General features: G+C 67.8%; 29 protein-coding genes and 1 pseudogene. 17 read left to right on the top strand and 13 right to left on the bottom strand.

Going from position 1 to position 26,079, the window contains the following annotated elements; all coding sequences use genetic code 11:
• The first annotated feature begins 513 nt into the window (after window positions 1-513).
• Window positions 514-762, top strand: a complete 249-nt coding sequence (locus ACTWQA_RS38505) for a hypothetical protein (protein WP_443163867.1) — start codon at window positions 514-516, stop codon at window positions 760-762.
• 327 nt (window positions 763-1,089) lie between these two features.
• Here ACTWQA_RS38505 and ACTWQA_RS38500 read toward each other — a convergent pair whose 3' ends face one another.
• Entirely contained in the window at window positions 1,090-1,410 is a 321-nt protein-coding gene (locus ACTWQA_RS38500; RefSeq protein WP_443163866.1) for a hypothetical protein, read from the bottom strand.
• Window positions 1,411-1,524: 114 nt separating this feature from the next.
• Here ACTWQA_RS38500 and ACTWQA_RS38495 point away from each other — a divergent pair, with 114 nt between their 5' ends.
• Complete coding sequence (locus ACTWQA_RS38495; protein ID WP_443163865.1) at window positions 1,525-2,766, top strand: helix-turn-helix domain-containing protein; 1,242 nt, start codon at window positions 1,525-1,527, stop codon at window positions 2,764-2,766.
• Window positions 2,767-2,773: 7 nt separating this feature from the next.
• The gene (locus ACTWQA_RS38490; protein WP_443163864.1) at window positions 2,774-3,250 is read left to right on the top strand and encodes a hypothetical protein; all 477 of its coding nucleotides are present in this window, start codon (window positions 2,774-2,776) and stop codon (window positions 3,248-3,250) included.
• 108 nt (window positions 3,251-3,358) lie between these two features.
• Here ACTWQA_RS38490 and ACTWQA_RS38485 read toward each other — a convergent pair whose 3' ends face one another.
• Window positions 3,359-3,493, bottom strand: coding sequence for a hypothetical protein (locus tag ACTWQA_RS38485; protein WP_443163863.1), 135 nt, complete (start codon window positions 3,491-3,493; stop codon window positions 3,359-3,361).
• 135 nt (window positions 3,494-3,628) lie between these two features.
• Here ACTWQA_RS38485 and ACTWQA_RS38480 point away from each other — a divergent pair, with 135 nt between their 5' ends.
• The 5 genes and pseudogenes from ACTWQA_RS38480 (at window position 3,629) to ACTWQA_RS38460 (ending at window position 6,643) form a co-directional block, all read left to right on the top strand.
• Window positions 3,629-4,099 carry a hypothetical protein gene (locus ACTWQA_RS38480; protein ID WP_443163862.1) on the top strand — a complete coding sequence of 157 codons (471 nt, stop codon included), beginning with the start codon at window positions 3,629-3,631 and terminating at the stop codon, window positions 4,097-4,099.
• A 206-nt stretch (window positions 4,100-4,305) separates the two neighbouring features.
• Window positions 4,306-4,532, top strand: a pseudogene (locus ACTWQA_RS38475) (hypothetical protein); the annotation flags it as partial.
• A 55-nt stretch (window positions 4,533-4,587) separates the two neighbouring features.
• The gene (locus tag ACTWQA_RS38470; protein ID WP_443163878.1) at window positions 4,588-5,118 is read left to right on the top strand and encodes a YbjN domain-containing protein; all 531 of its coding nucleotides are present in this window, start codon (window positions 4,588-4,590) and stop codon (window positions 5,116-5,118) included.
• Window positions 5,119-5,457: 339 nt separating this feature from the next.
• Entirely contained in the window at window positions 5,458-6,330 is an 873-nt protein-coding gene (locus tag ACTWQA_RS38465; RefSeq protein ID WP_443163861.1) for a hypothetical protein, read from the top strand.
• A 103-nt stretch (window positions 6,331-6,433) separates the two neighbouring features.
• Window positions 6,434-6,643, top strand: coding sequence for a hypothetical protein (locus ACTWQA_RS38460; protein WP_443163860.1), 210 nt, complete (start codon window positions 6,434-6,436; stop codon window positions 6,641-6,643).
• A 176-nt stretch (window positions 6,644-6,819) separates the two neighbouring features.
• Here ACTWQA_RS38460 and ACTWQA_RS38455 read toward each other — a convergent pair whose 3' ends face one another.
• Window positions 6,820-7,545: a MerR family transcriptional regulator gene (locus ACTWQA_RS38455; protein WP_443163859.1), complete on the bottom strand. Its 726-nt coding sequence runs from the start codon at window positions 7,543-7,545 to the stop codon at window positions 6,820-6,822.
• Window positions 7,546-7,606: 61 nt separating this feature from the next.
• Between ACTWQA_RS38455 and ACTWQA_RS38450 the strand changes: the two genes are divergently transcribed.
• Entirely contained in the window at window positions 7,607-8,302 is a 696-nt protein-coding gene (locus ACTWQA_RS38450) for a hypothetical protein (protein WP_443163858.1), read from the top strand.
• A 198-nt stretch (window positions 8,303-8,500) separates the two neighbouring features.
• On the opposite strand, the gene ACTWQA_RS38445 is transcribed toward ACTWQA_RS38450, so the two are convergent.
• The gene (locus ACTWQA_RS38445; protein WP_443163857.1) at window positions 8,501-8,926 is read right to left on the bottom strand and encodes a hypothetical protein; all 426 of its coding nucleotides are present in this window, start codon (window positions 8,924-8,926) and stop codon (window positions 8,501-8,503) included.
• A gap of 150 nt (window positions 8,927-9,076) precedes the next feature.
• Window positions 9,077-9,847, bottom strand: coding sequence for an IS5 family transposase (locus ACTWQA_RS38440; protein ID WP_443163856.1), 771 nt, complete (start codon window positions 9,845-9,847; stop codon window positions 9,077-9,079).
• 219 nt (window positions 9,848-10,066) lie between these two features.
• On the opposite strand from ACTWQA_RS38440, the gene ACTWQA_RS38435 reads away from it, so the two are divergent.
• Window positions 10,067-10,957: an arginase family protein gene (locus tag ACTWQA_RS38435; protein ID WP_443163855.1), complete on the top strand. Its 891-nt coding sequence runs from the start codon at window positions 10,067-10,069 to the stop codon at window positions 10,955-10,957.
• Window positions 10,958-11,007: 50 nt separating this feature from the next.
• Here the strand turns inward: ACTWQA_RS38435 and ACTWQA_RS38430 are convergent, their stop codons facing one another.
• Window positions 11,008-11,517 carry a signal peptidase II gene (locus ACTWQA_RS38430; RefSeq protein WP_305914457.1) on the bottom strand — a complete coding sequence of 170 codons (510 nt, stop codon included), beginning with the start codon at window positions 11,515-11,517 and terminating at the stop codon, window positions 11,008-11,010.
• 192 nt (window positions 11,518-11,709) lie between these two features.
• Complete coding sequence (locus ACTWQA_RS38425; RefSeq protein WP_443163854.1) at window positions 11,710-12,519, bottom strand: alpha/beta fold hydrolase; 810 nt, start codon at window positions 12,517-12,519, stop codon at window positions 11,710-11,712.
• Window positions 12,520-12,773: 254 nt separating this feature from the next.
• Here ACTWQA_RS38425 and ACTWQA_RS38420 point away from each other — a divergent pair, with 254 nt between their 5' ends.
• Window positions 12,774-13,259: a nuclear transport factor 2 family protein gene (locus ACTWQA_RS38420; RefSeq protein ID WP_443163853.1), complete on the top strand. Its 486-nt coding sequence runs from the start codon at window positions 12,774-12,776 to the stop codon at window positions 13,257-13,259.
• A gap of 257 nt (window positions 13,260-13,516) precedes the next feature.
• Here the strand turns inward: ACTWQA_RS38420 and ACTWQA_RS38415 are convergent, their stop codons facing one another.
• The 3 genes from ACTWQA_RS38415 to ACTWQA_RS38405 form a co-directional block, all read right to left on the bottom strand.
• Window positions 13,517-13,831 carry a hypothetical protein gene (locus tag ACTWQA_RS38415; RefSeq protein WP_443163852.1) on the bottom strand — a complete coding sequence of 105 codons (315 nt, stop codon included), beginning with the start codon at window positions 13,829-13,831 and terminating at the stop codon, window positions 13,517-13,519.
• A 221-nt stretch (window positions 13,832-14,052) separates the two neighbouring features.
• Entirely contained in the window at window positions 14,053-14,679 is a 627-nt protein-coding gene (locus tag ACTWQA_RS38410; protein WP_443163851.1) for a hypothetical protein, read from the bottom strand.
• Between the two features lie 391 nt (window positions 14,680-15,070).
• Complete coding sequence (locus tag ACTWQA_RS38405; protein WP_443163850.1) at window positions 15,071-16,237, bottom strand: FAD-dependent oxidoreductase; 1,167 nt, start codon at window positions 16,235-16,237, stop codon at window positions 15,071-15,073.
• A 98-nt stretch (window positions 16,238-16,335) separates the two neighbouring features.
• Between ACTWQA_RS38405 and ACTWQA_RS38400 the strand changes: the two genes are divergently transcribed.
• Window positions 16,336-16,989: a TetR/AcrR family transcriptional regulator gene (locus ACTWQA_RS38400; protein WP_443163849.1), complete on the top strand. Its 654-nt coding sequence runs from the start codon at window positions 16,336-16,338 to the stop codon at window positions 16,987-16,989.
• A 129-nt stretch (window positions 16,990-17,118) separates the two neighbouring features.
• Complete coding sequence (locus ACTWQA_RS38395) at window positions 17,119-17,790, top strand: hypothetical protein (RefSeq protein ID WP_443163848.1); 672 nt, start codon at window positions 17,119-17,121, stop codon at window positions 17,788-17,790.
• A 118-nt stretch (window positions 17,791-17,908) separates the two neighbouring features.
• On the opposite strand, the gene ACTWQA_RS38390 is transcribed toward ACTWQA_RS38395, so the two are convergent.
• The gene (locus tag ACTWQA_RS38390; RefSeq protein WP_443163847.1) at window positions 17,909-18,568 is read right to left on the bottom strand and encodes a DUF4386 family protein; all 660 of its coding nucleotides are present in this window, start codon (window positions 18,566-18,568) and stop codon (window positions 17,909-17,911) included.
• A gap of 154 nt (window positions 18,569-18,722) precedes the next feature.
• On the opposite strand from ACTWQA_RS38390, the gene ACTWQA_RS38385 reads away from it, so the two are divergent.
• Window positions 18,723-20,711: a sensor histidine kinase gene (locus tag ACTWQA_RS38385; RefSeq protein ID WP_443163846.1), complete on the top strand. Its 1,989-nt coding sequence runs from the start codon at window positions 18,723-18,725 to the stop codon at window positions 20,709-20,711.
• 1 nt (window position 20,712) lies between these two features.
• Window positions 20,713-21,372, top strand: a complete 660-nt coding sequence (locus ACTWQA_RS38380; protein WP_443163845.1) for a response regulator transcription factor — start codon at window positions 20,713-20,715, stop codon at window positions 21,370-21,372.
• A 24-nt stretch (window positions 21,373-21,396) separates the two neighbouring features.
• Here ACTWQA_RS38380 and ACTWQA_RS38375 read toward each other — a convergent pair whose 3' ends face one another.
• Window positions 21,397-22,293 (bottom strand): LysR family transcriptional regulator, encoded by an 897-nt coding sequence (locus ACTWQA_RS38375; protein ID WP_443163844.1) that lies wholly within the window; start codon window positions 22,291-22,293, stop codon window positions 21,397-21,399.
• Between the two features lie 71 nt (window positions 22,294-22,364).
• Here ACTWQA_RS38375 and ACTWQA_RS38370 point away from each other — a divergent pair, with 71 nt between their 5' ends.
• A complete protein-coding gene (locus ACTWQA_RS38370) occupies window positions 22,365-23,255 on the top strand; it encodes an NAD-dependent epimerase/dehydratase family protein (RefSeq protein ID WP_443163843.1) in 891 nt (296 codons plus the stop codon).
• A complete protein-coding gene (locus ACTWQA_RS38365; RefSeq protein WP_443163842.1) occupies window positions 23,246-24,124 on the top strand; it encodes an aldo/keto reductase in 879 nt (292 codons plus the stop codon). The genes ACTWQA_RS38370 and ACTWQA_RS38365 overlap by 10 nt, the downstream gene beginning before the upstream one ends.
• Here ACTWQA_RS38365 and ACTWQA_RS38360 read toward each other — a convergent pair.
• Window positions 24,101-26,029: an NACHT domain-containing protein gene (locus tag ACTWQA_RS38360; RefSeq protein ID WP_443163841.1), complete on the bottom strand. Its 1,929-nt coding sequence runs from the start codon at window positions 26,027-26,029 to the stop codon at window positions 24,101-24,103. The genes ACTWQA_RS38365 and ACTWQA_RS38360 overlap by 24 nt on opposite strands.
• Window positions 26,030-26,079 lie beyond the last annotated feature (50 nt).

The following is a 26,079-nucleotide window of genomic DNA, read 5'->3' as shown; positions in this document are numbered from 1 at the left end:
AGGTTTCATTGGTTCCTAACGCGCCACGCACGTCCGACTCCTTGGAGTCTGGGAGCCGAGGAGTGCTGCGCGCGGAGGCCGACGAGAACACCTGCTGCAAGCCGCTCACCTCGTACGAGGCATCAGGGGCGCGCGAGCGCCGTGCAAGGCTGCGTGAGTCAGCTCAGATCGAAGATTGACTTCTCTTCCCAGAACGGCAGGACGTAGTTGCATCGCTTGCAGATCATCAGTGTCACATAGTTCGGGATGAAGCCGTGCTTGCTTTCGATACGGCCCTTCTGTCGCAGGAACTCGGTGTGCTGACAGAGGGGGCATGCGAGCTGAGGTGTGGTCATGCCAGCAAAACGAGCGTGTGATCATCTAAGTTCCGCACGCACCCGGAGCACTGCTCTACTGATCATTAACTTGTGAGAACCTCATGATCTCGAAGGTCCGTGCCTGTTCGTTTAGCTTGATCGCCCGTCCTGCCGCTTCGGCCCGGCTGTATCACCCTCAAGCCCTGAACTGGACATCATGGCCATCAGCGCTACTTTGCCGGGGCCCTGGCTCACGGGGTGGCTGGTATTTCGCTGGTCGTCACGCAGGAAGTGGGTGCGCTGGTGTGCCATCGCCTTCGAGGCGGTCGCGGTCGGCAGTAACCTCATCCTGTCCACTATCGACGGCGAGCGCGGTTGGAGGCTGATCGACCTGGGCACCATCCTGCCGCTCGCGATCGTCATCACGTTGCTCACACCTTCGGCAGCACGCTGGTTCGACCGCTGACATTACCGATCATGAGGTCATGGGCACGCGTTCCTCCGCTCATCCGGCACTGGCCGTCGCGCCCCCTACTCGCCGCCCGCTTCACCCTCGGTGGCGGCTTGGAGCTTCTCCGCAGCTCCCGGAAGCACGTAACACCCCGTGCCGGTCTCCGTCTCCACTAGGGATCCTGGTCTCGGCGTGTAGGTTCTCGGCCAGTTCCTCCAAGGTCTCTCCGCAGCGCACGTTGGCCGCTGTTCCTAGGTACGAGGTTGGTGCGCATGGCGACCCAGCCCCCGGACATGTCGGTGATCTGCCAGCCGGGGAATCTCCTGAGCACTTGCTGCACGGTCAGGGGCACGGCTGCGCTCCGGCGATCACTGACGAGAGCGGGTGCGACGTGCGAAGTGTCGCGTAGCGTAGGGCGACTCGGTGAGCGGCGTGGGCCGGCTCGGTGATGGGGTGCCATGCGTAGATCGCCCGGTGTTTGAGCGGGTTCCAGCCCGTGCGCCACCAGTACATGCCGTTCTCGCACCATACGATCAGGCCGATCCAGACGGACACCATGGGCATGCCGTAGTCGTCATGGACATCGGCGGTGATTCCTTGAGCCGTGAGAGCAGCGGCCAGGCGGTGTGCGGCGTCCAGGTCCTGGGGTGGGAATGCGCTCATGTGCAGAGCGTCGCCGTAGCACAACCCTAGGTGAATGCCCTAGCGCTGCTGGGGGTAGGGCTATTCCCGTCGGGAATATCGGTACGGCCGAGATCGGCGACTTAACCTAGCGTTGTGACCCAGATACCGCTGCAGTTCTGGTCCGGGCCGGTCGCGGCCGCCGCTCTCGCCGAGTGTGATCTCCCGACCATCCTCGAAGAGGTACGGAGGGCACACGGGTGGACGCAGGGCCAGCTCGCTGAGGCGGTCGGCTACTCCCAGAGCTGGGTGTCCAAGGTGCTGCGTGGTCGGCAGCCGCTCACCGTGGACCAGGTTCGGGAGCTATCCATCCGAGTCGGGGTGCCGCTTCACCTGCTCCGGTTCGGAGTCCGAGGGGATGACGATCCGACGAAGCGCAGAGATTTCGGCAAGGCGGTGGCGTTGACCGCGCTGGCGGGGGTGGCCCTGCCCAAGCGCCCGGACGTGGACGAGACCACGGCGGCAACGCTTACGAGCATCACCGGCGCCCAGCGCCGCCTGGAAGCGACCACGCCCGCGCGTGAACTCGCCAGGGGAGCCGTGGCTCAGGTCGATCTCGCGGCTCGCGTCCTCGGCCGTGCGTCACGATCTCCGCACGCTGACCGGATCCGGTCTGGTCTCAGCGAGGCGGCGGGCTTCGCGGCCTGGGTGCATGCCGACATGCAGGACACCGGTTCGGCGCGTTTCTACTACCGTCGTGCGATCGACAGCGCACGGCAAGCCAACAACGCGCTGCTGGCGGCCTACATGATCGGCAGTCTGGCCGCGTTCGAGATCGACGCAGACGATTCGCTGACCGGACTGAACCTTCTGACGAGGGCGCGGCGGGAGATCGGCGAGCGGCCACCGGCCACTGCCCGTGCGTGGCTGTTGAGCATCGAAGCGCTCGGCCACGCGACCGTACGAGACGAGGCGGCAGCGCTTCAGGCGTTGAGATCGGCCGAGTCAGCGGTACGGGCCAGTGAGCGGGCCGTCGCGCCGCCCTGGCCCTGGGTATTCCCCTTCGACCATGCGAAGCTGGCGGGCTATCGAGCCCTGGTGATGGTACAGCTCAAGCGGCCGGACGAGGCAGTGGCCGCCTTCAACGAGTCGCTCTCGTCAGCTCAACCCGGTGCGAAGCAGCGTGGTGTGCTCATGACCGAGGTGGCGGCCGCCGAGGCCATGGCGGGGCACCATGACGAGGCGCTGCATCTGGCGTCCAACGCCCTCACGGTCGGTACGACGTACGGCTCGGAGCGCGTCCTGCATCGGGTCAAAACCTTCCGCCGGGCGTATGGCGGGCCGCCATCCAAGGCCCTGCGCGCGTTCGACGAACGTCTTCACGCCACTCTGCTCTAGGGGAATCATGGTCCGCATCGCCGTCTCCGGCCACCGGGGCTTGCCGGAAGAGGCCGCCGTACTGATCGATCGGGTGATTCGTGAGGCGCTCGCTGAGTACCTCCCCGACATCAGCGGGCTGTCCTGCCTGGCGGACGGAGCCGATCAGATCTTCGCTCGTGTGCTGCTCGACCTCGGTGGAGCACTGGAGGTCTTGATCCCGGCCAAGGAGTACCGAGACGGGTTGCCGAGCGAGTGCCACGCGACATACGACGAGTTGCTGGGCCGGGCGGTCCGGGTGCTCAGGCTGGACTTCGTGGAATCGACCTCGGAGTCCCATATGGCGGCCAGCGCGCGCATGCTTGACGACGCCGATGTGTTGTTCGCCGTCTGGGACGGACAACCCGCCCGAGGCTATGGCGGTACCGCCGATGTGGTGGCCGAAGCCCGGCGGCGCGAGGTGCCCGTCCGGGTGATCTGGCCCGAAGGAGCCCGCCGAGATTAAGGAGCCTCTAGGCACTAGATGCCTGGTCAGGACGCCAAAGGCCCGCTAGGTGAGTGTCTGGTCTCACTTGATGCTTGACGCTTCGGCATCGGATGGTGCTTGACACTCCTAGCCGATCTTTCGCTTCTTAGTGTGCGCCTGGGACTTGATCCGGGTGATCTCCTGGGTGGTGGTTCGGGGCGCGGCGCGGATCGGTTCGCCGTTGTCGTGCACGGTGATGTGGGTGTCGCCAGCATCGCTCACGCCGGAGTGCTGCGGAGATCACCACACCGTAGGACGAGAGTCTGTCTGGTACGTGGACGGCCACGTGACCGGCGGTCTGGCGTACAGCCTGGGCGAGTCATCACATCAGAACGTGTTCTGACATTCGCTCATGGCGTGAGCACCAGCCATGCCGACGCAGTGACCTTTTCTGACTTGTCGAGAAATCCCCGAGCGGTCGCCGAGCGCGCGGCACGCCTGGGACGTGTGCGTGTCACACATCGGGACGCTCCAGACTTCTACCTGAGCGCGGCAGATCGTGAAGAGGAGCGCGAACGGACGCTGGCCACCGCGTCTCGGCTCTTCCTTGCCTTGATCAAGCATGATCCCACCGCGCGTGCGCTGGTCATAGCCATGCCGGAGGTCTTCCCTTGGGTTCGCCACCTGTCTCCGGACGAACTGCGCGCCTTCACTCTGGAACTGGTTGAAGCGCTTTCCGATGCGGCCGAGTTGGATGTCGATGCGACCACCCAGGAGGTCATCGCGGGCTGGCGGGCCACCGCCAGAATCAAGGCCGATCCTGCGCACCAAGCCGAGGCTCGCAAGCCCACGAGCGGTGACTTCGGGTCGGTGCAGGTTTCGGTATGAGCCCGAAGCGCGGAGATCGAGTTACGGTGCCACCGCCGGATGGCGAGTGGGATATCCGGTTCGGTACCAGCGACGCGGTCCGGGGCTGGGAAGAGCTGTGCCGTCACTGAGGCGGCCCAGCGAGGGATTGCCTGCCTGGCGGCTGATGCGAAGCAGGGGACTGATCTGGTGGTCACCCGTCGGCACCAGCCGGAGGGCGGCCGTGGGTGAGCATCCGCCGGCTCAATGAGGTGGAGGAGGCCGCACGCCGCGGCTCGCGCGCGACCAAAGCCGACGGGGAGCGTGACGTGCTCGCGAAGATCGCCGAGATGGAGGAGAGGACCGGGTCCTCGCCGAGCGGATCCACGCCGTCATCAAGGCCAGCGCGCCGGGCCTGTCGCCGAAACTCTGGTATGGGATGCCCGCCTACGCCAAGGACGGCAAGGTCGTGTGCAATGACACCGGCCGGATGCGAGAGGATGGCGGAAACGATGAAGGGGATCTTCACGGTGGACATTGACCCGTCTTCGATTCCGAATTCCGGGGGCCAACCGGAACCCAACCCGCGCGTCCCCGCCGGGGCGATAATTCTGCCCGACCAGGGTCTGGTCGAGCAGCTGCTGGACCAGATGGAGCTGAGGTTCGTCACGGACGAGGAGGGCGACCTCGCGGCACCCTGGGAGGAGTTTCGCACCTACTTCATGTTCCGCGGTGAGGGAGACGAGCAGGTCTACTCGGTCCGCACTTTCTACGACCGTCCGTACAGCATCGACGTCAAGCCGCAGCTACACGAGGCGGTCGACGACTGGAACCGCCGCACACTGTGGCCCAAGATCTACACCCACACCCACGACGACGGCTCGGTTCGCCTGGTCGGCGAGGCCCAGATGCTGATCGGTGGCGGCGTCGTGCTGGAGCATTTCGTGTCCAGCACGGTGAGTTGGGTGCGGTCGTCGATCGAGTTCGACAAGTGGGTCACTGAGGCGCTCGGTCTGGAGACGGACATGGCGTCCAATCCTGAGAAGGGTGACGAGGAGTAAAACCCCTTCGCCCGGATGGCGATCTTGGATGTCAGCGCAAAGGACCTTCTCCCAGCGCTGCGCCTGAGCTGGCAGACGCCGGGCAACTTACACACCTTGGCGGCCATCTTCCTGGCTTTTTTGGTGAACTCGGCCGGGGTCGGCGCGTAGCGGTCGGGGCCTTGTGCAGAGCCAGGATCCGACCAGCAGCACGAGGAGAGCTCCACTGGCGCCAGATGACCGATGGTGAGATCTTTGGCGGTACGCGGGTACGTTGACGGACCTGGTATGGCCACCACAGTGACGATGACGGGTGCAGCCGCTTGCCGGTGTGCCGTTCATCGTGGGAGGAGCCGGCGCGTGGACCCCAGCCACCCATACGCGGACCTGCTCGCCTCGCCGTGCGCCGAGGTTCGGATGGGGGGCATCGACCAGTGGCGGGAATTCAACGGGATCACCCAGGAACTGGTGCCGCTGCTGGATGACGATGCGCCGGTGGTGCGCGTGCACGGCGGCCGGCGCTTCCTGGTGGAGGTTCGTGCGGCGGCGCTGGTGGCGCTCCAGGACTCTTACCGGCGACGCCAGTCGGGGTGGGACCTGGGTGCGGTGCGGGTCCGCCGGGCGATGCCGGTGGACGAGGCGATGGGCCGGGTCGAGGCGAGCCTGGACGAGCTGGATCCGCAGCGCCGGGAGGAGGTGCTGGCGCTGGCTGCGAACGCCTTACGGGAACGAGTCGACCCGCCGCTCTCCGAGGACGCGCCAGCGTGCCGAGCCTACCTGGTGCTGCTGCAGCTGGGGCAGGTCAACTATCACGAACAGCACGCCGACCCGCAGACCCTGCTCACGCCGCTGCAAGAGGAGATCCACGCCGGCCAGATGGTGAGCCAGCGGCCCAGGCCGCATGTGCGCTTCGATGATCCGCACGGGCGCGTGGTGGGCTACCTGTACCGCACTGACGGCCGGTGGGTGCTCGATATGGACGAGAGCCCGCACGCGGGACAGGTGACCGACATGGTGCAGTTCTGGCGCCGACTCTCCGGAGGCGGGGTGCCGCGCCTGGTGCTGGACCAAAACGGCGTCGCCCGGGGGCATCCCAGCGGACAGGGCCTGCTCACCGAGGGCATCGTGCCGCACGACACCGACGAGCCGCTGGAGTACTTGCGCAGCGTCGCGGCCTTCGTCGCCCAGCGGCACGCCGCGGAACTGGTTGTACACGATGACGGATCGAGATAGGTCAGTCTGAGGCCGAGAGACTCGCTGTCGGGGACCATGTTCCGATCGAGGGAGTCTCGTCGGCTTGGCTGCACCGGCCACGCCACCTTCCGAAGGAGAAACCATGCCGGACCGTCCTCCAGCCAGGGCCAGGCTGATCTTGGAACGCCAGATCGAGCGGGATCTCCTGGAGGAAGCGCTTCAGGCCAATGAGGCCGCATCCGGGCCGATCCCACAGTCACTGCGTGATGAGGCGGCGGAGCTGTTCCGTCACGTCAAATCGGCACCCGGGTTGCATGAGGAGTGTGGATGGCGGGTGCACGGAGCGGGCTGAGTGTGGGCACCCTGCCTTTCCCGGTCGGCAAGGTGAGTTGTTCGGTTCGCTTATTTTTGCCGAGACGAACAACTCGAGCTATGTGAGGGAAGGCCGTGCAGGTGGCTGGTGGCGCGATCTGCACGGTGTCCAAGAGGGAGCTCCACCTGGCTGATGCTCGCGCCGTTGGGGGCTGATCACGCGGCGTGGGTGTGCTGCCGTGGACGCACGGACACCTCAAGGACGATGGCATGGGCGCCGTCGGCGTCGATGGGGTGGTCTTCCACAGTGGGACCGGTGATGGCAAGGCGGTGGCGGCGCAGCCAGCCGAACAGGTCCTGTCCGGCGCGGACCACACCTGTTGAGGGTGGGACGACGGCCCGTACGACGGTGCGGGCGGGTAGGGAGAGTTGCTCGCCATCGCTGTCGGTGGTCACTGCGGCGGCGAATCCGCCCGTGGGCTGTCCGTGAAGCCAGGTCAGCAGGGCCGCCGGTGGTGCCGGGCAGACGGTGGCCAGTTCGGCGGGATGGTTGAGACGCAGGTGGCGGATGCGTAACCGGCGTGGGCCCACTGCGGTCTGCTGGGGCAGGATCGACATCGGTGTGGCGAGGTGGTCCTCGGCGTGGGCTGCGGTCGCGGCCAGCGTGGCGATGTCATGTCGGATGCTCGTCACGATCTCGGCCAGCGCCTGCCGCAGCTGCGTCTCTGGTGCGTCCAGCAGATCGGCGACCTGGCGCAGCGGCAGGCCGAGGCGCTGCAGTCCGCGGATGCGTTCGAGCCGGGACAACTCGGCCACGCCGTACCAGCAGTAGCCGGTGGTCCGGTCGACCGCGGCGGGAGTCAGCAGCCCGATCTTGTCGTAGTGGCGCAGGGTGCGTTCGGATACGCCGACCATGCGCGCCAGTTGCCCGATCCGCCACATGACGTTGCCTCTCTCGGCATGTTGACCTTGTCCCTGCGTCAGGGTTCTAGCGTCACTGTCCATGAGTGATCTGAACCCTCGGCGCCGACTCATCGGTGTGCTGCTGTTGACCTCGCTGCTAGCCATGATCGCCGCTGCGGCCATGGTGGTGCCATCGGGGTTGACCCTGAGTCCGTCCGATCCCGACGCCGCACTGGCCGCGGTGGGCGAGCAGGTCGGGCTGCACTTGACCGAGTTGGCCTTCGACGTGCTGGGCTGGCTGGCACTGACCGCGGCCGGGCTGGTGATGGCCGCTCGCCTGGCCCAGACGTCAAGACCGTATCTGGTGACGTTGGCCGACGGGCTGCTGGCCGGCGCCGGGCTGGCAGGTCTGCTTCATGACGCCGGAAATCTGGCACTGACCCAGTTGGCCGCCCGCCCGGCGGCCCCGGCGGCCGCCACAGTGGCCTTGGCGGTCCTGCTCACCGCCAAATGGGCGGTCAACCTGGCCGGGCTGCTGTGGGTCGCCGCTACCGCCGCCGCCGTGGCAGGCATCCCGTTGCCGGCCACGCTTCGTGTCACCGGCATGATCGCCGCACTTTCCGGCCTGGCCGCGGTCGGGCTTCCGTGGACGACCGGAACCGACGGCCCTACGGTGGCGCTGGAACAGCTCGGGTACGCACTCCACCTGCCCATCATGATCTGGTACGGGATCCTGGGCGGGCGGTATCTGCGTGGGCGGCACACAGCACCGGAAACCACCGTCGCCGCGGCGTGAGGCTGCCAGACCCCACCGCCTAGGTGGCATCGGGGGGACACCGACGCTTAGAGCGTGTTTGAGAAGATCAGCTTGAGGGGGTGGAGTTGTGACACTTCAAGGAGTCGCATCAACTCACGGAGCCGGTTGGCAGGCTGCGGACATGTTCAGAGCGCGGCATGGCACATATGCGGGCCACCGTGGTCGCAGCGTCGACCATCAGGAGGCTGAGGCCTCCCTGACCGCCGCGGACAGCCAGACGGTCAGCCCGGTGAGGGTCACGATGGCGATGACGATCAGTGCAGGAAAGTACCAACCCGGGAAAAGCGGCCCGAGATCGGTATCGCCAGAAGGATAAAGCACGATCGCGTAAGTGCTCAGTACGGCCAGGGCGAGACTCATCAGGTAGACCATGCCAGCGGCCGTGCACAGCACGAGGCCGCCGGCGGTGGATCGGCGATTCAGCCAGCCCCCCAGTGCGGCGAGCACGGCCGCCTCGGCGGCGAGGATGAGGGCGATGGCGCCCACCCATCCCCTCGCCGATTCGATCGCCCCGTCCAGCCGACCTGGCAGCAGGTCGTTCCAGCCTTCGTGCCCGGGGTTGAGCCCCGCCTGGGCGGCCAACTGGAGCGCGATCAGGGTCACTCCGGCATACAGCAACGGCGCTGCCAGAGCGCACAGCAGAGCGGGCGAGCGTTTCGGGTGTCGCAGAACCATGATCGATTAGACGGCGGATTCACACTGAGCGTTCCGCGACGGATCACCTCCAGGCCCCTGAGATGGTGATCATCTCTGTCAGTCGCAGATGTAACAGGCTTGGCGTTGGGCGGGTCCGCCGCGAGTAAGGCGACGGGCAATACCGGCGATGGCGGCCCAGCGGATGATCGCCGCGGACACCGCGGGATCGCGTTCGTAGTCGCGAGCCAGACGGCGGCAGGCGGTCAGCCAGGCCAACGTCCGCTCGACCACCCACCTGCGTGAGATGACGTTGAACCCACGCTGGGCAGTGGGCTTGCGCACGATCTCCAGGGTGGTGCGCAGCGTGTCGTGAGTCCAGTCCACCAGCCGTCCGGCAAAACCCTGGTCCGCGAAAACATACCGGTCGGGGTGGTCAGGTACGTCGACAGCAAGGTGGTCTTGGCGCCGTCCCGGCCTTGCCGGCTTGCAGCCATCACTGCGACCGTGACCAGCAGGCCGCTGGTGTCGACTGTCGCGGCTGACCGTGTCGGCGCCTTTTACGCTTTGCGAGTCGATGATCCCGGCTGACGGCTCATCGGCGTGGCCGGCCTGCCGGCGGGCCGACCTGCGCAATTCGGTCAGCAGCATCTCGGTGACGCCGGCTTCTTCCCACCGCTGGAAGTACCAGTACACGGTCTGCCATGGCGGCAGGTCGGTGGGCAGGTACCGCCATGGACAGCCGGAGCGCACCACGTACAGGATCGCGTTGACGATCTTCCTGCGCGGATGCTTCTCCGGGCGTCCGCCGGTGTTTGGCTCGGGCAGTAAGGGTTCGATCAGCTCCCACTGCGCGTCGGTCAGGTCCGAGGGGTAACAAGCAGGGGACATCCAGCCATCCTGGCAGCCGCAGCACCCGTCGACTCGCCGCCAAACCGAGCATGAATGATCTTCTCAAACACGCTCTTAGCAGCTTGCCCGCCATGACGATGCATCCGGCGTGGTTGATCTGCCGGTCGACCTCCACCACCGCATCGGCTCCCATCTGATGGGAAGGAACGTGGCGGGCATTTACCGGGTGAGGTCGCTGGCCGGAAGAGAGGAATTCGGATGGTGCATCGCCCGGAAGTCATTCACGTACGTACCAACCTGGGCCTGGTACCGGGTGTCGAACGGCTCGGTACGGCGCTGCTGGATGAAGGGTTGGCCGAGGCCGTCGGCGCGAGCGTCGGGCCGGTGGTGGAGGCGCCACCGTACTCGGGGGACCGCGCTCACCCGAGCCGGCTGCTCAACGCCGAGGCGATGGCCGAGGTGGCGCTGCGCCAGGCCGACGTGGTGGCGGACGCGATCGAGGACGGCCGGTTGCCCGTGGTCCTCGGTGGGGACGACAGCGTGATATTCGGTAGTTTGCTGGCGCTGCGTCGGCGAGGCATTTACGGTTTGGTGTTTCTCGACGCGCACATCGACTTCTTTCCGCCCAGCGACTCGCCGACAGGTCAGGCGTCGGATTCCGAGGTGTATCTCGCGTTCGGCCACGGTGCGGACGTGATCGCGGACGTGGGCGGGGCACGGCCGTTGGTAACCCCTCGGGCCGCAGCCTTGATCGGCCACCGCGACTCTGACGAGTGGCGGGACACCGGCGCGGCGCTGTCCGCCACCGATGCCCTGGTCGTCTCCCTTGAGGAACTGCGTGAGAACGGCGCGGAGGCCACTGCGCAGCGTGCGCTCGCTCATCTGCGCGGCACGGGCGTCGAGGGCTTCCTGCTGCACATCGACGCTGACGTGCTCGACGACGCGCTCATGCCGGCGGTCGACTACCGCGTGCCCGGCGGGTTGGACCGAAGGGAGTTCGCCGTGCTCGCGGGGACGCTGCTGGCCGACGAAGGGGTCGCGTGTGTCGACATAACGATCTACAACCCCTTGCTCGACCCGGACGGCGAGGCACGGCGTAACCTCACTGGCTGCTTGATCGACGCGTTCACCGCGCGCGCCGGGTCGTAGTCCGGCCAGGACAAGGTGCCCACGTCTGGGGACGCCTTGTCCCACAGAAGCTAGGCGGATCTTTCGCCCGGTACCTTCGCGAGCGGCACACCACGCAGGCTGAGCAGCACCATCGCGGCGCACCCGCAGGTGAGTGCGATGTCGGCGACGTTCCCCACGAACAGGCCGTAGTCGATGAAGTCCACGACGTGCCCGCGGGCGAAGCCGGGCTCGCGGAAGAGCCGGTCGCCCAGGTGGGATATCGCGCCGCCGAGCAGCACGCCCAGCACGAGCGCCCAGCCGGGAGAGGCCAGCCGGCGCGCCGCGTAGAGGATGCCGACCACTGCGACTGCCGCTGCCAGGGCGAACACCCATGTCGCGCCGGTGCCTATGGAGAACGCGGCGCCAGCGTTGTACAGCAGCCGGAAGTGGATCAGAGGGGGGATCACGGCGACGCGCTCGCTGTCGGACAGCGCGGAGACCGCCCAGAGCTTGGTGAGCTGGTCCACGAGCAGGACCACCGCGGCCAGCATGAACATCATGCCGTACAGCCGACTCGAACCCCGCTCTAACCGCATCATTCATGGCCTCCGTGCTGTAGCGATATCCGAACCTAGTTTTCCCTGAGGCTACCGAGGCCGCTCCTGAGGCATCCGTGCGAATGCTTCATGATCGGTGAGACATGCTTCAGGTTGTGGGGGGAGGCTGGCATCCTCGCCCGCCCGGACTACTAGGTGCCCGAGCGCAGGCGAGGAAGCCTGGAGCGCGGGCACTCAGTCGCCCGGCGCGTGGTCCCGGAGAAACGTTCTCGCCACCGCCTGTGCCTGGCTCGCTCCCGGGCTGAGCCAGAAGCCCAGATGGTCCTCGTGCTCCATCCAGTGTCGTTTCGCGCCGGGTATCCGCTCGGCCGCGAACTCCCCATGCTCGAAGGGCACGTCGCCGTCCTGCCTGCCGTGGATCAGCAAGGTCGGAGTCGTGATCCGCTCCAAAGGCAAAGCGCCGCGTCGCGCTTGAGCTGCGTCGTTGTCCGTGCCCGGCCAGCGTTCCGGATAGGGGAACGTCACCGTGAACATCGCTTCGAAGAACGTCCGCACGTGCGGCGTGTTCATGATGTACGAGACGCGCTCCGCCTGTTGCTTCCCGGTGAAGGTGCTGGTCTCCTCCACGGTGGCCGAGACGATGGTCTCGAACGACACCTTCGCCGTCAGCAGGGTGAGCTTCTCTCCGACGGTGGTAAGGAACGCTCTCCGCAGCGACGAGCCCGCACCGCCGGGCTGCGGCTTGCTCACTCCTCCGATGGAGACCAACCCCCAGACCCGATCCGGATGGCGGGCGGCGAAGGTGTAGCCCACCGGGCTCCCGGCCGAGACCGCGAGCACACCGACTCGATCGATGCCGAGCTCGTCCAGCAGTGCGGCGAGCAGGTCGGCCTGCTCCTCGTTGGTCGGGCCACTGTCCAGCGGCGTGCCGAGGTAACCGGGCCGCGAGGGGCTCAGGACGCGGAACCCGTCATCCTGCAGCCAACTGGCGAACAGCCGCCCCTGGTCGGCTCCGCCGAGACCGGCGTGCAGGGACAGCAGCACGGGACCTTCCGTGCCGTACAGGTCGTACTCGACCGGGCCGAGCCGCGTGCTGACCGTCCGCAGATCGATCTGGACACCGCGGATGAGGTCGCGGCGCGGATCCGTGTCGATGCCGCCGTCCCAGAGAAGCAGCGCGGCGATCCCCGCGGCCGGGCTTACGCACCCCCGCCAAGATCTATGCCGTTACGGATGTCGCCACTGAGGCGTCCGATCACCGCCAGCACGGTTCTTCACCTGTCCGTGACGCTGGAGCCATGAGTACGGCGAATGTGACCGAGACGCAGACTGACGGCCCGCCTGCCGAGGACCGATCGCAGGACGCCTGGGCGGTAATGGAGAAGTTCTACCGGGCCGAGGCCGCGTACGTCGCCGCGGGCGGATTCGGCAAAACCAGCTATGACGAGGTCGCCGCATACCTGGACCCTGACGTCGTCCTGTATCAGGCTCCCGGCTTGCCCTTCACGGGGACGGGGACGTGGCGAGGACGTGACGGGCTGGAGCGGTTCCTGGCCGCTTTCAGCGAGACCTGGGCATCCATGGAGTTTCTGGAGCAGGAACACTGGGGCGACAGAGACACGGTGGTGGTACGGAGCCGGGTACGGTTCCACGCTCGTGCAACTGGTCAGGAGATCGACACGATGATCATGCAACTGATTCGGGTACGGAACGGACGCATGCTTGAATGCCGACCGTTCTACTGGGATCCCGCCGCCATCGCCGCCGCGACCTTGCGCACGTAGAGCCCTGGGCCCAAGGAGAGGACAGCTGACCGCAGTGTTCCCGCACGTTACCGGCACGTAGACCACCTGCCCGGTGCCTTCCCCTACTTGCCCGGCCAGTCCGGCTACAACAAACGCCGCTGTCGCCTTCGGCGCAGTCGGCCGTGTTCGAGATGACCATGTGCCGCAGGTTGTCGATGAGGCCTGTCGCGGCGAAGAAGCGGGCCGAGAGCAGGCAGGGGGCCTGGACCTCGAGGAGAGGTCCAGGCCAGGGCGACTCAGCAGCCGCTGGTCACGTAGCAGCCCTTCACGTACCACTTGCCGCTGTAGTAGGCGCTGCTGGAGGCCTTGCTCGTGCCGCCCCGGGGCACCAGGCTGCCCGGAATGTAGGAGCAGGACGAGGTGGAGCAGAAGTAGCCGTAGACCCGGAAGTAGGTCTCGAGACCGCTGGTGCACCTGACACTCACGGAGTGGTTGGTGCTCGCGGTCTTGGTGCAGTTGCCCACTGCGGCCGCGGGGGAGGCGGTGCTGCCGATGAGGGCGGCGGCTCCGAGAACGACGCCGGCAACGCTGGAAAGGATCTTTTTCGTCATGGGCGTTCATGATCGCCCGTCGGTGCCGGCGAGTCCTATGGCAGCTCTTTACAAGTGGGAGCGTGATCTCTTGGCAGGTCAGCGGACTCCCGCGAACTGCTTCTCTTCGGCGGACCTCCTCAGCGCCGTGGCCGGGGAGTCCGGCGAGATGGCCGTGCTGGAGCAGCGCATCGGGCTGTCCGGGCGGCCTGACGTCCGGCGAGGCGTAGGCCTGTACAAAATCAGCAGACGGCGGGCAGTGTGCAGACCTTCGCCGCCATCTTGGCGGCAGTACGATGCAGGGTCTTGAGGGCTCGCTTCTGCGGGTGGCCGAGGCTTTCCAAATCACCGGTGTAAATCATCAGCGCACGACCCTTGCGTGCCACGATGCCGGACAACAGCGGAGCCCATTCCTTGTTCAGCTTGTCGTACATCATAAGGCGCATCAGCGCAGCCTCGGTCCCGAGCCGCGTGCGATTCACCACCCATCGGGTCTTCCCATCGTTGGACCAGCTGTACGGCTTGCCATGCGGATGGGCCACGCACCGCTTGGCGTCGGCGAGCAGCTTTCTCATGGCGGTCGTCGCCGCCTTGGCGTTCCGGTAGATCACGAGTTGCTCGCCGTAGTGCGAGGGCGCGCTTGTCTCGTGGACAATAGTGCGTGCCGCCGACCGGTCTGCCGTCGTGGCGCGCTTGCGCCCGCACGGGTTCAGTGCCAAGGGCTCGTTCAGCTTGTCGCTGATCTGCCACCACTCCTCGGCTTTCTGTATTTCCGACAGGGGCGCACGGGCGGCCTTCTCGCTCAGCAGGAAATCCTTGGGGATCTGGATGGGGGCAAGGGCGAGGGACACCGCAAGGATCACGATCATGTGGGATTGGACGATCGGCGATCCCGTCCAGTTCGTGATCGTTCTTAGGGATTCACCGTGATCTGGAGTTGTCCCTGCTTGCCGCCGTGGGCTTCGCGCTCGCTCATGCGGAGTTTCGGGTCGGGTCTGACGCTGGTCGATCTCACCGCGTCAGATCTGGATCGCATGAGCAGCTTGGTCGAGCTGTACGCGAGCCTGCCACTGGGCGCGGTCGACGCATCCGTGATCGCGATTGTCGAGCGGCTCAACGTTTCAGAGGTGGCCACACTTGATCGACGCCACTTCACCCCAGCTTCTGCACAAGTGGAACGAAGTGAACGCTCAGCCCACAGAGCAGTTGGGCAGCCGAGGTCGGGGGGCTCCGGCCGTCCCATGACCGCGTGCTTGGTGATCACCCTGCCGCCCGCGCCGGTGGCCTGCTTAGCCTGCGCGGGAGCCGGGCTGTGGCGGCCAGGACGGGCCACAGGCGGATGGCCAGGTTCCGGGCCAGGATGCCGGGTCGTGTCGCAGGCACGAGGAGCGCCGCGCCCTGCCTGATGCCGCGCTGCCTGGGGTCCACCAGGCGGCGGTGGGCGCTCTCATAGCGGCGGAAGGCCGTCTCGGGGTCGCCGGGGGCGGCGGCCAGCTCTTCGGCCAGGGTGAACGCCCCCGCCATGGCGAGTGTGGAGCCGTCTCCGAACAGCGACACGCAGGACGCGGCGTCGCCGAGCAGCGCGACCCGGCCGATCGACCAGCGGGGCCGCACCACCTGGCTGACCGAGTCGAAGTAGAGGTCGTCGGCGACACGTACACGCTCCAGCAGTTCGGGCGCCCGCCAGGACACGTCCGCGAACGCGTCGGCCAGCATGCGCTTGTGCCGGCTGGTGTCGCGGTGGTCGAAGCCGGGCTCGGCCGGGCTGCGGTAGAGGAAGAACGCCAGGTCGCCGCTGGGAGTGGGGCTGACGGCGACGGCCTTGCCAGGGGCGTTGTGCATGAGCACATCCCGGCCGGGTCCGTCCCCGCCGCCGAGCGGGGTGGTGGCGACGTAGAGGCCCATGTGGCGGACGATCCCGCCCTGCGCCCCGAAGGCCAGCCGGCGCGTCGTCGAGTGCAGGCCGTCGGCCCCGATCACCAGGTCGAAGCGGCGGGGCTCGGCGCGCTCGAAGGTGACCTCCACCCCGTGCCCGTCCTGCCGGAGGGCCGCGATGGAGTCGTCCAAGAGGAGTTCGGCATGGTCACGGCAGGTCTCGTACAGGATCGAGGCGAGGTCGCCGCGCGGCAGCTCGATCTCCCCCGCCCGCTGGGCGCCACTCATGTCCATCCGGGCGAGGCGCCGGCCTTCGGCGTTGACGAAGCTGAGCCCGGTGTTGCCGGTGGCGGCCTGGCGCAGCCGAGGCACAATCCCCATCCGTTCGGCGACGGCCAGAGCGGGTCCGCGGACATCCACAGGGTTGCCGCTGGAGCGCAGTGCCTGGGCCCGTTCGACGACGGTGACGCGGAAACCGTGCCTGGCCAGCCAGTAGGCCAGTGTCAGCCCGGCCACGCCGGCTCCGGAGATCAGAAGGTTCCGGCTGTTCATGACAGACCTCACTAACTGGAGGAATTTCCTCCACTCTTTGGACGGTACTCTAACCGGAGGAAAACCGTCCAGTCTTATCGCGCGTCGGGGTGGAATAGGTGGCGAAGGCAACCAATCAGCAGGAACCGACCGGTCTGCGGGCAGACGCGCGCCGCAACCGGGATCTGATCGTCGTGGCGGCCCGGGAGTTGTTCCTGGAGCAGGGCATCGACGTGCCGCTGGACGAGGTGGCCCGCCGCGCCGGCGTCGGGATCGGTACGCTGTACCGCCGCTTCCCCGACCGGGAAGCGCTGCTCCGCGCGGTCGGCGAGGAGAATCTGCACCACCTGGCGGACCTGGCGCAGACCGCCCAGCGGGAGGAACCCGACGCCTGGCACGCGTTGTGCCGCTTCCTGCGTGGTTGCGTCAAGCTGCGCATGGGCGAGTTGTCGGCGAAGCTCGACCCGCACCTGCACCAGCGGCTCCGAGCCGGTCACGACCTGCACGAGATCCGGCAGCAGGTGATCGACGCCTTGCTGGGGATGACCGAGCAGGCGCAGGCGGACGGGGCCCTGCGCGGCGACGTCGGCCCCGGGGACATCGCCATGCTGATGACCCTGCACATCTACTTGCCGGCGAACATGGCCGGCGGGCCGGCCGTGGCACGCGTGACGGAGATCATGCTGAACGGCCTGCGCGCCGGCGTCGGCTCGCCCCTTCCCGGGGAGGCGCTCACCGGCGACGACCTGCGCCGCTACACGGCCATGGAGTGAGTCGGCCGCCAGGGCCGGTCAACCGCGCCTCCGATCCCTGCGGCAGGCATTGCCGGTCGTGACTTGTTGTTCTCGTCGAAGAGGTCACGTAAGTTCCGGCTATGCGTCGTCCATAGCAAGGGAGAACCCGTGCCCGAACTCGTCGCACCTCAGCTCGTCGTCAACAGCCGGATGATCTACTTCGGGTGGGTGCCGGCCGAACCCGATGCCGTCGCGGCACTGGTACCCGACGGTTTGAAGCCGATGGCCAATCGGCAGGTCTTTATGAACCAGTACGTCGTCGACCAGCCCGAGCAGACCTCCGGGTTCGGCGCGTACTCGCTGACGTATATCGGGCCCGACCTGGAAGATGCCTACGCGCCCGACGGCGTGACCCCCGGCCGCTGGTGGACGCACTATTTCAACTCGAGCGCGGTGGTACGCGAGTACGCGCTCGCACGAGGCGTCCCGGCCACCTCCGGTCGTACGACGATCGAGGTCGAGGGGAAGACACTGGTTGCGACGACCGAGTCCGACGGTGTGCCGGTGATCCGTACGACCGCAAGGGTCGGGCACACCGGTACGGCGGTCAACCGCGGACAACTGCGATACATCACCGAGGTCGGCGGGCAGCGGATGAGCGGCATCTATCCGTTCGTGGCGGAGCCGGTCGATCCGTTCGAGATCGTCTCGCTGGAGTTTCTGGAGCCGAGCCACTCCGTCTACGCGCTTCGCCCCGCTGACCCGTTGCAGATCGTGTGGGGTTTCTACTCGCCCCGGTCGTCCTTCGCCTACCCCGGCGGAGAGTCGGTGATGGACTGACCTGAGTCACAGCCCTCCGAAGTCCGGCGGAGGTGTTCCGCCACATCGGGTCCGCGTCTGAACTCCAGGAGGTGGACAGCTGATAAGGCGGCGCGAGGACCTTCCTCGCGCCGCCCGATCAGGCTAGAACGGCGGGTTTCGTCTCGGTCTCGGCGACGAGCCGGCCGGCCAGCGGCAGGAAGCCCGCCAGCTGCACCACCCCACCCAGAATCGTGACAGCTGGAGGGAACTCACCGCTGGACAGGATGAAACCGCCCACCAGGAGCGCGGCGGTCCAGCGCGGAAGGGCGCCGGTACGCAGGATCGCGGCGGCCAGCACGACCAGGCCGATCAGGACCGAGGCCAGCATGGCCAGCATGACGACGTCGAACCACGGGGAGCTCTGGTACCGCTGGTAGGCCGCGGCGGCCTCGGCGATGACCGGGCCCTCGGGGGCCAGGCCCAGGACGAGCGGCCGCATGCCCGACACGACCAGGCCGAGTGCACCGGCCAGGCCGAACAGCAGGCCGGAGATCGTCGCGGCCAGCGGTGCCCGGCCGCGCAGCACCCGCATCACGGCCAGGCCCAAGGGGATGAAGCAGCCGACGAAGACCATGTAGAGCAGGGTGCTGATCGCGAAGTTGCTCCGGTTGGCGGCCACTTGGGCGAGGTAGTCCGCCGCCTCGGTCCTGGGGAGGCCGACCTTTTCGACGAGATGCCAGACTGCGCCGGCGAGCGGGCCGGCGATGATCGCCGCGGTGAGCAGGAAGGGCCTTCGGGGGGTGGGGGACGTGCTCATGGTTGGTACTCCTCGGTAGATCGCGGTCCATTCGCCGCATGCCGCGAACAATCGCGCAGTCCTGTCCCGGGCCGCCTGAGCCAGCAGTCTCCCCTTCGAACAAGGACAAAATGTCCCGTGTAGTTGGGACATCGCATAGCGGACAATTCTCCCTATGCGTTCGCGTCTGGTGATGATGGGGGATTCGGTCGCGGGTGCCGCCGCCGCGGCGACGCTGGCCGGATTCGTGCTGCGGCTGCAGTCATCGGCGGGGTTCGCCGACGACTACTGGTTGTGGATCTCCATCACGGCCATGGTGTACGGCGCGCCCGGCGCGTTCCTCATCCGGCGCGGCCGGACGGTTTTGGGCTGGCTCTTCGTCGCAGTGAGCGCGAGTGCCGCCACGAGCGCCTTCACCGGCGAGTACGCCACCGCCGCGGCCGGCCGGGGCTGGCCCGGCCACCTGATCATGCTCTGGCTGTCGGTGTGGAGCTGGTTGCCCGCCTACGTGATCGTGGCCGCCGTCGTCCCCTACTGGCTCCCCTCGGGTGAGCGGCCGACGGGGGTGTTCCGCCCGCTGATGTACCTCGGGTGTGCCTCTGTGGTGGCCGGATCGGCCGCGTGGGCTCTGCTGCCGTGGCAGCAGAGCGACGATCCGGCGCTGGCCGACAGCGGGCTGGTCAGCCCCTTGAGCGTCGCGGGAGCGGAGGCGCTGCTGCCCGTCTGCTTGGTCATGGTCGCCGTCGCGGCGCTGGGCGGGCTCGCGTCCCTGGGCGTCCGCCTGCGCCGAGCCGACAGCGACGAACGCGGTCAGCTGGCCTGGGTGGGCGCGGGCATGGCAGGCACTGTGCTCCTGCTGGTCGCCGCCCAGACGGTCGAGGCCCGCGGTGCGGGGGTCCTGCTGGCGGCCTCGGCCCTGCCGTTGCCGATCTCCGTGGTGCTGGCGATCCAGCGGTACCGGATGTGGGACATGGAGACCGTCCTGCGCCGCGGGCTGGTCTGGGCGCTCATGTCGGCGGAGATCGCGCTCTGCTACGCGGTGGTCGTCGCGCTGCTCGGAGACCTCCTCGGGCGTAGTGTGGGCGCTCCCCTCGTCGCCGCGGCGGTGGTGGCCATCAGCGTGGCTCCCGTCCACAGGCTCCTGCAGAGAGGGGTACGGCGGTTGTTGTACGGCGACGCGGCGGACCCGTACGACGCGCTGGGGCGGTTGGGGGCCACCCTGGAGACGGCTGCGGCCCCGGCGGAGGCGCTCGAACGGCTGGCGGGCGATGTGGCCAGGATCCTCCGTGTTCCGGCCGTGTGGGTGCTGGTGCTGGACGGGCCGGAGTCCCGCCACGGAGAAGAGCTCGGCGCGGACCCGGTGCGGGTGCCTTTGGTGCATGCCGGGGAGGCGGTGGGAGAGCTGCTGCTGACCCGGCCGCGCGCCGGGGAGTTCCGTCCCGCCGAGGCGCGGCTGTTGCACGTTCTGGCTCGGCAGGCGGGTGCGGCCGCGCACGCCGCCCGGCTCGCCGCGGACCTGGACCGGTCGCGGCGGGCGTTGGTGACCGCGCGTGCCGAGGAGCGCCGCCGGCTGCGCCGGGACCTGCACGACCATCTCGGGCCGAGCCTGTCGGCCGTACACCTGCAGCTGGAGACCCTCCGCGACATGGTGGCGACCGATCCTGCCGGTGCCGGCGCCCTTGCCGACCGGTGCGCCACGTGGCTGGCCGGTACCGTGGGCGACGTTCGCCGCATCGTGGACGGTCTCGGCCCGTCCGCCTTGGACGATCTCGGCTTGGCGGAGGCTCTTCGCGCACAGACGGCGGGCTTCAGCCGGCCCGGGCTGGCGGTCCGGTTGCGCCTGCCCGAGGAGGGCCTGCCTCCGCTTCCGGCCGCCACAGAGGCGGCGGTCCTGCGCATCGTCGGTGAGGCGCTGGCCAACACCGCCCGGCACGCGCGTGCCAGCGGCTGCGACGTAGAGGTGGAGCTGGCGCCGGACGCCTTGCACTTCTCGGTACGAGATGACGGCGTGGGCATAACAGGCACCGGCGCCGGGTGGCGCGTTGGCGTGGGCCTGGAGTCGATGGCCGAGGCCGCCGCCCAGCTTGATGGGAAATGCGAGATTCTTGCTGCAGCCGGCGGCGGCACCGAGGTCCGCGTGCGGTTGCCGAGAGTCGAGGTGTGACATGCGTGTGCTGATCGTGGACGACCATCCCATGTATCGGGAGGGGCTGGTCGCGACGCTTTCCCGCCAGCCCGGCGTCACGGTCGTGGGCGAGGCGGGTGACGGGGCGGAAGCCGTCGAGCTGGCCGTCCGGCTCGCTCCCGACATCGTCCTGATGGACCTGCACATGCCGGTCATGAACGGCGTCGAGGCGACCGGGCGCTTGCTGGCCGAGCTGCCGGGCGTCGCCATCGTGGTCCTGACGATGCTGGAGTCCGACGACTCGCTGGCCGCGGCCGTACGGGCGGGCGCCCGCGGCTACCTCCTCAAGGGGGCGGGCCGGGCCGAGATCGTGCGGGCGCTGGAGGTCTGCCGGGACGGCGGCGCGTACTTCGGCCCGAACGCCGCCCGGGCACTCGCCGGGCTCGTCGGGGCGGAGTCCCGGCGTACCGTCGCGAACCCGGTGCTGCCCGAGCTGACCGAGCGAGAGGTGGAGATCCTCGACCTGATGGCGCGCGGGCTGTCCAACGCCGCCATCGCCTCCCGGCTCTACGTCTCCGACAAGACGGTCCGCAATTACGTCAGCACCGTGTACGGCAAGCTCGGCGTCACCGACCGCGCCGCGGCGGTGGCCCGAGCCCGCGACGCCGGCCTGGGTTCAGGACTGTCCGGCGCACGTTGAGCGTCGCCCTGCGGCGGGCGTGGGTCATGGGCCGGCGGACAGGAGCTCCAGGAGGGATTCCATGTACGGCTGTGCGGGGCCTCGGTGGCGGCGGGTGGTGGCGATGCCGATATGGCGGGACGGGCTGGGCGGCTGGAGGGAGACGGCGACCAGGTCGGGCGCTTCCATGAGGGCGATCTCCGGGATGAGGGCGACGCCTATTCCCGCCGAGACGAGGGACTGGGCGAACATGTAGTCGGTCGCGCTGCAGGAGATGTGCAGCTCGAATCCGGCCAGAGCGGCGTAGCGCCGCAGCAGGTCGACCGTCTTCAGGCACCCGAGCACCCACCGCTCTCCGGCCAGCTCGGCGAGATGAACGCTTTCCCGGCCGGCGTGAGGATGAGTGCGGGGCAGGACGACCCGGAGCGGGTCGGGTCTGAGCGGAGTCCAGACGAGACCGGACCGGTCGCCTGGACTGGCCGGCGGGGGTCCGTCGAAATGGTAGGCCAGGGCCAGGTCGGCCCGTCCTTGCTTGAGGAGCGGGATGCTGTCCTCCGGCTCCCGCTCCAGGATGGTCAGCTCCACCTCGGGGTGGGTGGCGGCGAACCGCGCGAGCGCGGACGGCAGCAGCTGCCGGCCTCCGCTGGCGAACGTCGCAACCGTGAATCGGGTGCGCTCACAGGTGAGCCGGTCGATCCGTTCCTGGGCGTCGGTCAGCTCCGCGGCGATGGCCTCCGCCGTCTCCACCAGGAGGAGGCCCGCTTGGGTGAGCGTCACGCCTCGAGTGCTGCGCTCGACGACGGCCACGCCGAGGCCGCGCTCCAGCGCGGCGATCTGCTGCGACACGGCCGAAGGGGTGAAGCGCAGCTCGGCGGCGGCCCGGTTGAAGCTGCCGTGCCTGGCCACCTCGCGCAGCACACGCAGGCGCTGGACGTCGATCATTAGTTTTCCTGTCGACTGGATAAGCAGATCACCACTACCGCTTAAAACTATAGATCCGCCAGGCTGTGGCCATGGACAGCGTGTGTGTGATCGGCGGCAACCGGTACTTCGGAAGACGGGTGATCGAGCGGCTGCGCGATGCGGGAACGGCCGTCACCGTGGTCAATCGTGGCTCCTCACCGGCGCCGGAAGGGGTGAGGCAGCTCATCGCCGACCGCGACGACGAGGACGGGCTGCGTGCCGCCCTCGGGGATCACGTCTTCGACGTGGTGATCGACCAGGTCTGCTACACGCCGCGGCAGGCCGCCTCAGCGCGGAGGGTCTTCGCGGAGCGCACGCGACGGTACGTGATGACCTCCACGATCGAGGTGTATTCCGCGCTGGACACCACTGTGCCGGTCACCGAGGACGCGATCGATCTCGCGAACGTTCCGGTACGAATGGATCTGCCGTGGCACGAACCGGCCTTCGTCGACGAGCACTACGGGGTGGGCAAGGCTCAGGCGGAGGCGGTCTTCGCCCGTGAGCCGGTGTTCGACTTCGTGAGTGTCCGTACGGGACACGTACTGGGCGGTGCGGACTTCACCGGAAGGCTCGACCACTACACGACGCGGATCCGCGACGGTCTCCCCGTCGTCGTACACCAGGAGCCGCGCCCGTCGTCGTTCATCAATGACAGGGAGATCGCCGACTTCCTGGTATGGACTGCGGAGTCCGGCTTCACGGGGCCGGTGAACGCGTGTTCGCACGGCCCGTTCGACGTCACCTCCCTGTGCGAGGCGCTTTCCGCCGCGGCCGGAGCGGAGCCGGCGACGTACACGACAGGCCCGGACGCCTCACCGTTCTCCTTCGACCGTGCGTACGCCATGGACAACGGGCGTGCCGTACGGCTCGGCTTCGTGTTCTCGCACACCGCGGACTGGCTGCCGCACGTCCTCTCGGAGGCCCTGGCATGCGTGTGATCGGCGACGTTTCCGTCGGCGCGATCGGGCTGGGCGCGATGCCGCTGTCCATTGAGGGCAGGCCGGACGAGGCCAGAGCGATGGCCACGGTCCACGCGGCGCTGGACGCGGGTGTCACGCTGATCGACACAGCGGATTCGTACCACTGGAGCTCCGGCGAGGTCGGGCACAACGAGCTGCTCATCGCCCGCGCGCTGGCGAGCTACGGCGGTGACACCGGCGACGTCCTCGTGGCGACCAAGGGCGGCCGGGGCCGTCCGGGCGACGGCTCCTGGACGGTGAACGGTGATCCACGGCACCTCAGGCGTGCGTGCGAGGGCTCGCTCAAGCGGCTGGGGGTGGTCGCCATCGGGCTGTACCAGCTGCACAAGCCCGATCCGGCGGTGCCGTTCGCGGAGTCGCTGGGCGCGCTCCGCGAGCTGTACGACGAAGGCAAGGTCCGGATGGTCGGGATCTCCAACGTGGACGTGCCGCAGATTCGGCAGGCCCATCGGGAACTCGGCGGACGGCTTGTCTCCGTGCAGAACCGGTATTCTCCCGCGGTCCGCGACAGTGGCCCCGAGCTGCGGCTCTGCGCCGAACTCGGGATCGCCTTCCTGCCGTGGAGCCCGCTCGGCGGAATCTCGCGGAGCGCGCTCGAAGCAGAAGAGGCAGGGCCGGCGGGGCACACCGCGTTCCACGCGATCGCCAGTGAACGGAACGTCAGCCCGCAGCAGGTGTGCCTCGCCTGGCTGCTCGCGGCCGGCCCGCACGTCATCCCGATTCCCGGCGCCAGCCGCCCGGCCTCCATTCGGGACTCCGCCGCCGCGATCGGTCTGACACTCACCGATCAGGAGCTCGCCAGGCTAGGCCGTGGGCCTTTCGGCTAGTTGTTCTCTCAGAAGATCGTGACGGAAATAGTACAGCCCACCTACCTTCCGCAACACACCGCGCCTGTATCCGTCCTCCAAGAACGCCCCCACCCGCCACGGCACCCGGCCCATCGCGAAGAGCAGGACGTGGGCGATGAAGAAGTGCGGCAGGGCAGCGGCAAGGATCGACGCGACGATGATCGCGATGAGCGCTGTCACGGCGAGCGCTTGAGGCGAAGCAGCCGGAGAGCCAGTGAGTGCGATCACGATGCCGAAGTCGAGTATCGCGATCTGAAGGGCGATCAAGCTCCGGCAGAGCATCACGAGAAACCAGAGCGAGGCCACCAGCGTAATGCCCACAGCGTGGTCGGGTGCCAGGTCGCCTTGTGCGGTGAGGTACCAGAGGATAACGGAGAAAAGGCCTGACGTCGCGGCCCAAATGGTCAGCGGGCGCCGGCCTATTTGCTCCAGGGAAGAGAGCTCAGGGTCTATGACGACGGTGTATGTCCAGATGGCCACGATCATGGTTGCTCCCACCATCACGCCGGTGGAGGGACCTGCCGCCAGGCTGAACGCCGTTCCCGTGAACAGTCCGGCCAGGAGGCCGATGATCAGGCCGTAGACCAGAGGGGGAACCACGTCGCTCAGATCCGGCCAGGAGATGCCTCGCGCTCGGAAGTGCCGGGCGAGGAAAGAGAACCAGGGGCGGACGTCGTCTGCGCGCCAGCTTGCGCGCGCATGCTCGGACACGTCGGAATACAGCGAAGGGACGAGTTCAGCGAGCAGATGGGCTTCCAGGTCCCGCCTGTTCGTGAATGTGAGCAAGTGATCCGGGTTCGCCGCTCGTTCCGCGTAGGCGACGCGGGCCAAAGAAATGGCCAGGGGAGTGGACAGCCCGCCGGCGAGCTCCCCGTCAGGATCTGCGGTGAGCTCCGCGAAGACGCTCGCCCATTCGGGGAGTCGTGACGGCTTCGTCGTGATGGTCAGGTAGTCGCGGACGGCGGCGGCATCGAGAGGCTTTATCTCTATCGCCGCCGCCGCGGTGAGGACATCTGCTCGCCTGGAGTCGATGGTGGCCAGATATTCGCTGGTACGGCTGGTCAGGATGAGCGGGAAATCAGCGCTGAACGCCGCGTTGATTGCGGTGAGAGCCGTTTCGCGGTCCGGCTCGGCCATCTCGTCGAGGCCGTCCAGGACGAGCAGAAGGTGATCCAGCGGCAAAGGTTCGTCGAAGTCGTAGTCTTCGCGCAGCCGCGCGTAGATCCAGGCCCTGAGCGTCTGTACCGATGGCGTCCACGTCGACAGTTTCAGCATTACGGGCACGGGCCCGGCCGGAGCGTCCGTCTGCTCGCGGGCGGCCAGGCAGGCGAGCACGAACCGCATCACCAGAGAGGTCTTGCCGGCACCGGGCTCTCCGAGCGCGACCAGGCGCGCTTTGGGAAGCTTGGTGCGCACGGTCAGGTAGAGATCGTCGAGGTTGCCATCGAGGTCGATGGGTGTGTTGTTGCCGCCGATGACCCGCCAATGGTCGCTGATCGGCGGACCCACGGTACGCCAAGAGACCGGGAGCGGCTCCGGGTCGAGCAGGCGCTGCCGTAATTCCTCCGCCTTCCATACCTGCTCGACCTTGGCGGCCAAGCGCTCAACGCGCGCCGCCACGACGTCCGCCTCCGGCTCGGCCACATCCAGAGTGCCGAGATCACCCGCGGTCTCGGCCCGTTGCCGTAACCAGCCGATCAAGGCTGTGGCGGCGACCAGGACGGTGACGAAGAAGCTGAGAATGCTGGCCCATTGGTCGGCGCTTTCCCGGCCTTCGATGACGAAGAACACGGCCAGCGCGACGCCGCAGGACGGTACGAGAACGCTTGCGGCGACGAGTGCCCACCAGGACCATCCGCGAAAATCGGAGCGTGATCGCGCCACCCAGCCTGCCTCCGACTGTTGTGCCGACAACGAGCTGCATTCTTGGGGAT

The sequence above is a fragment of the Nonomuraea sp. 10N515B genome (genome assembly GCF_052245915.1).
GTDB lineage: Bacteria > Actinomycetota > Actinomycetes > Streptosporangiales > Streptosporangiaceae > Nonomuraea.
The sequence above is the reverse complement of the archived record's forward strand: the minus strand, read 5'-3'. Positions and strand labels throughout refer to the sequence as shown.

Excerpts from the sequence above, each read along its gene's own strand:
- ACTWQA_RS38370 (WP_443163843.1), top strand. The coding sequence starts at position 22,365 with ATGGACAGCGTGTGTGTGATCGGCGGCAACCGGTACTTCGGAAGACGG.
- ACTWQA_RS38405 (WP_443163850.1), bottom strand. The coding sequence starts at position 16,237 with ATGAACAGCCGGAACCTTCTGATCTCCGGAGCCGGCGTGGCCGGGCTG.
- ACTWQA_RS38460 (WP_443163860.1), top strand. The coding sequence starts at position 6,434 with ATGCCGGACCGTCCTCCAGCCAGGGCCAGGCTGATCTTGGAACGCCAG.
- ACTWQA_RS38365 (WP_443163842.1), top strand. The coding sequence starts at position 23,246 with ATGCGTGTGATCGGCGACGTTTCCGTCGGCGCGATCGGGCTGGGCGCG.
- ACTWQA_RS38380 (WP_443163845.1), top strand. The coding sequence starts at position 20,713 with ATGCGTGTGCTGATCGTGGACGACCATCCCATGTATCGGGAGGGGCTG.
- ACTWQA_RS38505 (WP_443163867.1), top strand. The coding sequence starts at position 514 with ATGGCCATCAGCGCTACTTTGCCGGGGCCCTGGCTCACGGGGTGGCTG.
- ACTWQA_RS38500 (WP_443163866.1), bottom strand. The coding sequence starts at position 1,410 with ATGAGCGCATTCCCACCCCAGGACCTGGACGCCGCACACCGCCTGGCC.
- ACTWQA_RS38385 (WP_443163846.1), top strand. The coding sequence starts at position 18,723 with ATGCGTTCGCGTCTGGTGATGATGGGGGATTCGGTCGCGGGTGCCGCC.
- ACTWQA_RS38415 (WP_443163852.1), bottom strand. The coding sequence starts at position 13,831 with ATGACGAAAAAGATCCTTTCCAGCGTTGCCGGCGTCGTTCTCGGAGCC.
- ACTWQA_RS38490 (WP_443163864.1), top strand. The coding sequence starts at position 2,774 with ATGGTCCGCATCGCCGTCTCCGGCCACCGGGGCTTGCCGGAAGAGGCC.
- ACTWQA_RS38420 (WP_443163853.1), top strand. The coding sequence starts at position 12,774 with ATGAGTACGGCGAATGTGACCGAGACGCAGACTGACGGCCCGCCTGCC.
- ACTWQA_RS38440 (WP_443163856.1), bottom strand. The coding sequence starts at position 9,847 with ATGTCCCCTGCTTGTTACCCCTCGGACCTGACCGACGCGCAGTGGGAG.
- ACTWQA_RS38390 (WP_443163847.1), bottom strand. The coding sequence starts at position 18,568 with ATGAGCACGTCCCCCACCCCCCGAAGGCCCTTCCTGCTCACCGCGGCG.
- ACTWQA_RS38410 (WP_443163851.1), bottom strand. The coding sequence starts at position 14,679 with ATGATCGTGATCCTTGCGGTGTCCCTCGCCCTTGCCCCCATCCAGATC.
- ACTWQA_RS38455 (WP_443163859.1), bottom strand. The coding sequence starts at position 7,545 with ATGTGGCGGATCGGGCAACTGGCGCGCATGGTCGGCGTATCCGAACGC.
- ACTWQA_RS38375 (WP_443163844.1), bottom strand. The coding sequence starts at position 22,293 with ATGATCGACGTCCAGCGCCTGCGTGTGCTGCGCGAGGTGGCCAGGCAC.
- ACTWQA_RS38435 (WP_443163855.1), top strand. The coding sequence starts at position 10,067 with ATGGTGCATCGCCCGGAAGTCATTCACGTACGTACCAACCTGGGCCTG.
- ACTWQA_RS38450 (WP_443163858.1), top strand. The coding sequence starts at position 7,607 with ATGAGTGATCTGAACCCTCGGCGCCGACTCATCGGTGTGCTGCTGTTG.
- ACTWQA_RS38430 (WP_305914457.1), bottom strand. The coding sequence starts at position 11,517 with ATGATGCGGTTAGAGCGGGGTTCGAGTCGGCTGTACGGCATGATGTTC.